Here is a 4,045-nt window from a genome sequence, read left to right on the forward strand (position 1 = left end):
AACACCCATACATCCTTGAAAGCAGCGATATCAGCACTATTGAAATTAGACATGATTTTCTATCCCCTTTCTTAGATGATGTGCTTAGCGGCCAGAATACCGGCCAGCTTCTCGCAGGTAGCCTTATCAGCACCCTCCAGCATCATGCCAGCACCCTTCTGGGGAGGCGTGAAGCTCTTGAAGATGTTGGTGGGAGAGCCCTTCAGGCCGATGGTGGTGGCATCGATCAGGGGATCGTCCTTCAGGTCCTCATAGCCCAGAGTGGTCAGGGGCTTGCCGTAAGCCTCGAACACGCCGCCAACGCTCATGTAACGGGGCTCGTTGAGCTCCTTGATGCAGGTCAGCAGGCAGGGAGTCTGGACCTTGATGGTCATGTAGCCGTCCTCCAGCATACGCTTGACGGTGACCTCGTCACCATTCTTGGTGATCTCGGCAGCGTAAGTGATCTGGGGCAGGTGCAGCTTCTCAGCGATCTGGGGACCGACCTGAGCGGTATCGCCGTCGATAGCCTGACGGCCGCACAGCACGATGTCGTCCTTCTCCACGCCGATCTTGTTGATGGCAGCGGCCAGGATCTGGGAAGTAGCGTAAGTATCGGAACCGCCGAACTCACGGGCGGAAACCAGATAAGCCTCGTCAGCGCCCATGGCCAGAGCCTCACGCAGCATACCGGCAGCGGGAGGAGGACCCATGGTAACAACAGTGACCTTGCAGCCGGTGGCATCCTTGATCTTCAGGGCTGCCTCCAGAGCGTTCATATCGTCGGGGTTGGTGATGGTCTGCATGGAGGCGCGGTTCAGAGTACCGTCGGGATTGACAGCCACCTTGCCGGAGGTATCGGGTACCTGCTTAATAGAAACAATGATTTTCATTTTAACCTTTACCTCCTATCCTTATTTCACGCCCAGGTGGCTGGAAATGACCATACGCTGGACCTCAGAAGTACCCTCATAGATCTCGGTGATCTTGGCGTCGCGCATCATGCGCTCCACGGGATACTCACGGGTGTAGCCGTAACCGCCGAAGAGCTGAACAGCGCGGCGGGTCACGTCGGAAGCGGCCTCAGCAGCGAACAGCTTAGCCATGGAAGCGTCCATGGAGTAATCCTCATGGAGCTGCTTCTTCATAGCGGCAGCGTACACCAGATATTGAGCAGCCTGCATACGGGTGTGCATATCAGCCAGCTGGAACTGAGTGTTCTGGAACTGGCTCAGGCGGCGGCCGAACTGGACGCGCTCCTGAGTGTACTTGACAGCCTCGTTGACAGCGCCCTCGCCCAGGCCCAGAGCCTGAGAAGCGATACCGATACGGCCGCCGTCCAGGGTCTGCATAGCGATCTTGAAGCCCTTGCCTTCCTTGCCCAGCAGGTTCTCCTTGGGCACGATGCAATCCTCAAAGATCAGGTCGCAGGTGGAGCTGCCGCGGATACCCATCTTCTTCTCGTGCTTACCGGTGGAGAAACCGGGGAAGCTCTTCTCAACGATGAAGGCGGAGATGCCGTGGTTGCCCTTGGACTTGTCGGTCATGGCGAACACCACGAAAGTATCGGCCACGTTGCCGTTGGTGATGAAGCACTTGCTGCCGTTGAGGACGTAGTCGCCGTTCTCGTTCTTGACAGCGGTGGTCTGCTGGCCGGAAGCGTCGGTACCGGCGTTGGGCTCGGTCAGGCCGAAAGCGCCGATCTTGCGGCCGCTCAGCAGGTCGGGCAGGTACTTCCGCTTCTGCTCCTCGGTGCCGTTCTCATAAATGGGGGCGCAGCACAGAGAGGTGTGAGCGGAAACGATAACAGCAGTGGTGCCGCAGACCTTGGCCAACTCTTCCACGCACATGGCATAGGACAGGACGTCGCCGCCGGCGCCGCCGTATTCCTTGGGGAAGTAAATGCCCATCATGCCCAGCTTCGCCATCTTCTCGACGGTCTCCATGGGGAAGCGCTCTTCCTCATCGATCTCCTCAGCCAGAGGCTTGACCTCGTTCTCGGCGAATTCCCGGTACATCTTGCGGAGCATCTGCTGCTCGTTTGTCAGATGAAAATCCATGATTCGATCCTCCTACAATTTCTTGTTCGGTTATTACAATCTCCCGTCAGCATTTAAAGAATTTCATGACCTCCGGGACAAGCAATACGAGATAGTTTCGGTTAAAAAGCGATTACTTTGTTACATTTTTAACACCGAAAACTCAAAGAAATCGCAACAGCGGCAACGCCCCTGTTGCAACCCAGTGCCCACTTTTCACCTTTACTATGTGAAAATTATAACGCAGCCGTGAAAGAAAGGCAAGGAAAAGCGCTTCGTGAAAATTGCCAAACTTTTAACGCTAAAACTGTCTCATATGTCGGAAGGTCCAGTATCCTTGTAAAATTTACGTTTTATTGTCTGAAAATATAAAAAACCGGGCCGCTTTTCAGCGGCCCGGTCATGGGATGATTTACTTGCTGTAATCGTAGAAGCCCTTGCCGGACTTGCGGCCCAGCAGGCCGCCGCGGACCATCTTCTTCAGCAGCAGAGCGGGACGATACTTGCCGTCGCCGGTCTCGTTGAAGAGGGTCTCCATGATAGCCAGGCACACGTCCAGACCGATGAAGTCGCCCAGAGCGAGGGGGCCCATGGGATGGTTGGCGCCCAGCTGCATAGCCTTGTCGATATCCTCCACAGAGGCAACGCCGGTCTCAACCAGGCCGATGGCCTCGTTGATCATGGGGATCAGGATCTTGTTGACCACGAAGCCAGGAGCCTCAGCAACCTCAACGGGATCCTTGCCGATCTCCTGAGACAGCTTGTAGATGACGTCGAAGGTCTCCTGAGTGGTGTTGGCACCGCGGATGATCTCCACCAGCTTCATGCTGGGAACGGGATTGAAGAAGTGCATACCGATGACGGGGTGCTTGAGGCCGTTGCCCATCTCGGTGATAGACAGAGAGGAGGTGTTGGAAGCGAAGATGGCCTCGGGCTTGCACAGCTCGTCCAGCTCGCAGAGCAGCTCCTTTTTGGTAGCCATGTCTTCCTTGACGCATTCGATGATCAGATCGGCGTCAGCGCAGGCGGACTTCTCCTCCACCAGGATGTTGGCCAGCAGAGCGTCCACAGCCTCCTGGGTCATCTTGCCCTTGGCCACGCGCTTGGCCAGAGAAGCAGCCAGCTTATCCTTGTGCTTCTGAGCGGAAGCCACAGAGCTTGCATACATCAGGGCAGTGTGGCCCTTAGCCGCGAAAACCTGAGCAATGCCGCTGCCCATGGTGCCGGCGCCGAAAATCGCTACTTTCATGTGATTGTCCTCCTGTAATTTATGTGATTATGGGGGGCCGCTGACCGGAAAGCATTCCGTCAAGGCCAGTTTCACCTGCTTAGTATTATACGGTCTCCCCCACTATTAAGCAAGGACATTTTCCCCTTCCGGCGGATTTTCTGCACTTCCCACAAAGGGATCGTTAAATTTTTTACATATCCGTTAAATAATTAACGTTAAAATAATCACGCAGCTCATAAGTCCTCATAAGCTCCCATAAGTTCTTAAAATTCAGTCACCTGCAGAGTTTTCAGAACCTCACTTCTTATAAGTGATTATAAGTTTTTATACCCGAAAGGTTACGAGAAAGCTATTACCAATACCACCAGGGAATGACACACAAGCGAAGCAGAAGCAACATAAGCACCATTGGAGACGAAAAAAGGCCATCGACCTGCTCCCCGTGAGGGAGAGATCGGTGGCCTGTCGGTTTGTTCTTTTTTGAAGCCCTGGCGTTCGAGTCACACCAGTTCATAAAAACGACCGGCTGCATCTCTAAAATGTCGCCTGTTGCGGAGAAAAACTGACTTTTTGATAAAACCTGTTTTTCTAACTTTTTTCAGTGAAAAAGCCAATAAATATGTGAAAACTCCACACTTTCGTGCAGAGTTTTCTGTGCCGCATCTTTCATCAACACATTCTGTCAGGCGGCTTCAATTCGGATATTTTCGTCTTGGAAGCCTTGCACCGCAACGGTTTTGAGTTTTCCATAGAATTCAGAATGCGATTATTTCAAATTTTCTCTGACGCAATTCGA

At 53.5% G+C, this 4,045-nt stretch carries 3 protein-coding genes; all 3 read right to left on the bottom strand.

What is annotated here, in order from left to right; genetic code table 11:
* Positions 1-71 precede the first annotated feature (71 nt).
* Complete coding sequence (gene acrB / locus H8Z83_RS18680; RefSeq protein WP_187016412.1) at positions 72-872, bottom strand: acryloyl-CoA reductase electron transfer subunit gamma; 801 nt, start codon at positions 870-872, stop codon at positions 72-74.
* A 21-nt stretch (positions 873-893) separates the two neighbouring features.
* Positions 894-2,039 carry an acyl-CoA dehydrogenase gene (locus tag H8Z83_RS18685; RefSeq protein WP_187016413.1) on the bottom strand — a complete coding sequence of 382 codons (1,146 nt, stop codon included), beginning with the start codon at positions 2,037-2,039 and terminating at the stop codon, positions 894-896.
* A gap of 391 nt (positions 2,040-2,430) precedes the next feature.
* Complete coding sequence (locus H8Z83_RS18690) at positions 2,431-3,267, bottom strand: 3-hydroxyacyl-CoA dehydrogenase family protein (RefSeq protein ID WP_187016414.1); 837 nt, start codon at positions 3,265-3,267, stop codon at positions 2,431-2,433.
* Positions 3,268-4,045 lie beyond the last annotated feature (778 nt).

It is taken from the genome of Dysosmobacter segnis (assembly GCF_014297285.1).
In the GTDB taxonomy this organism is placed as follows: Bacteria; Bacillota; Clostridia; order Oscillospirales; family Oscillospiraceae; genus Oscillibacter; species Oscillibacter segnis.

What these genes read in the sequence shown, in the direction of transcription:
- acrB (WP_187016412.1), bottom strand. Translation starts at nt 872, where the DNA reads ATGAAAATCATTGTTTCTATTAAGCAGGTACCCGATACCTCCGGCAAG.
- H8Z83_RS18685 (WP_187016413.1), bottom strand. Translation starts at nt 2,039, where the DNA reads ATGGATTTTCATCTGACAAACGAGCAGCAGATGCTCCGCAAGATGTAC.
- H8Z83_RS18690 (WP_187016414.1), bottom strand. Translation starts at nt 3,267, where the DNA reads ATGAAAGTAGCGATTTTCGGCGCCGGCACCATGGGCAGCGGCATTGCT.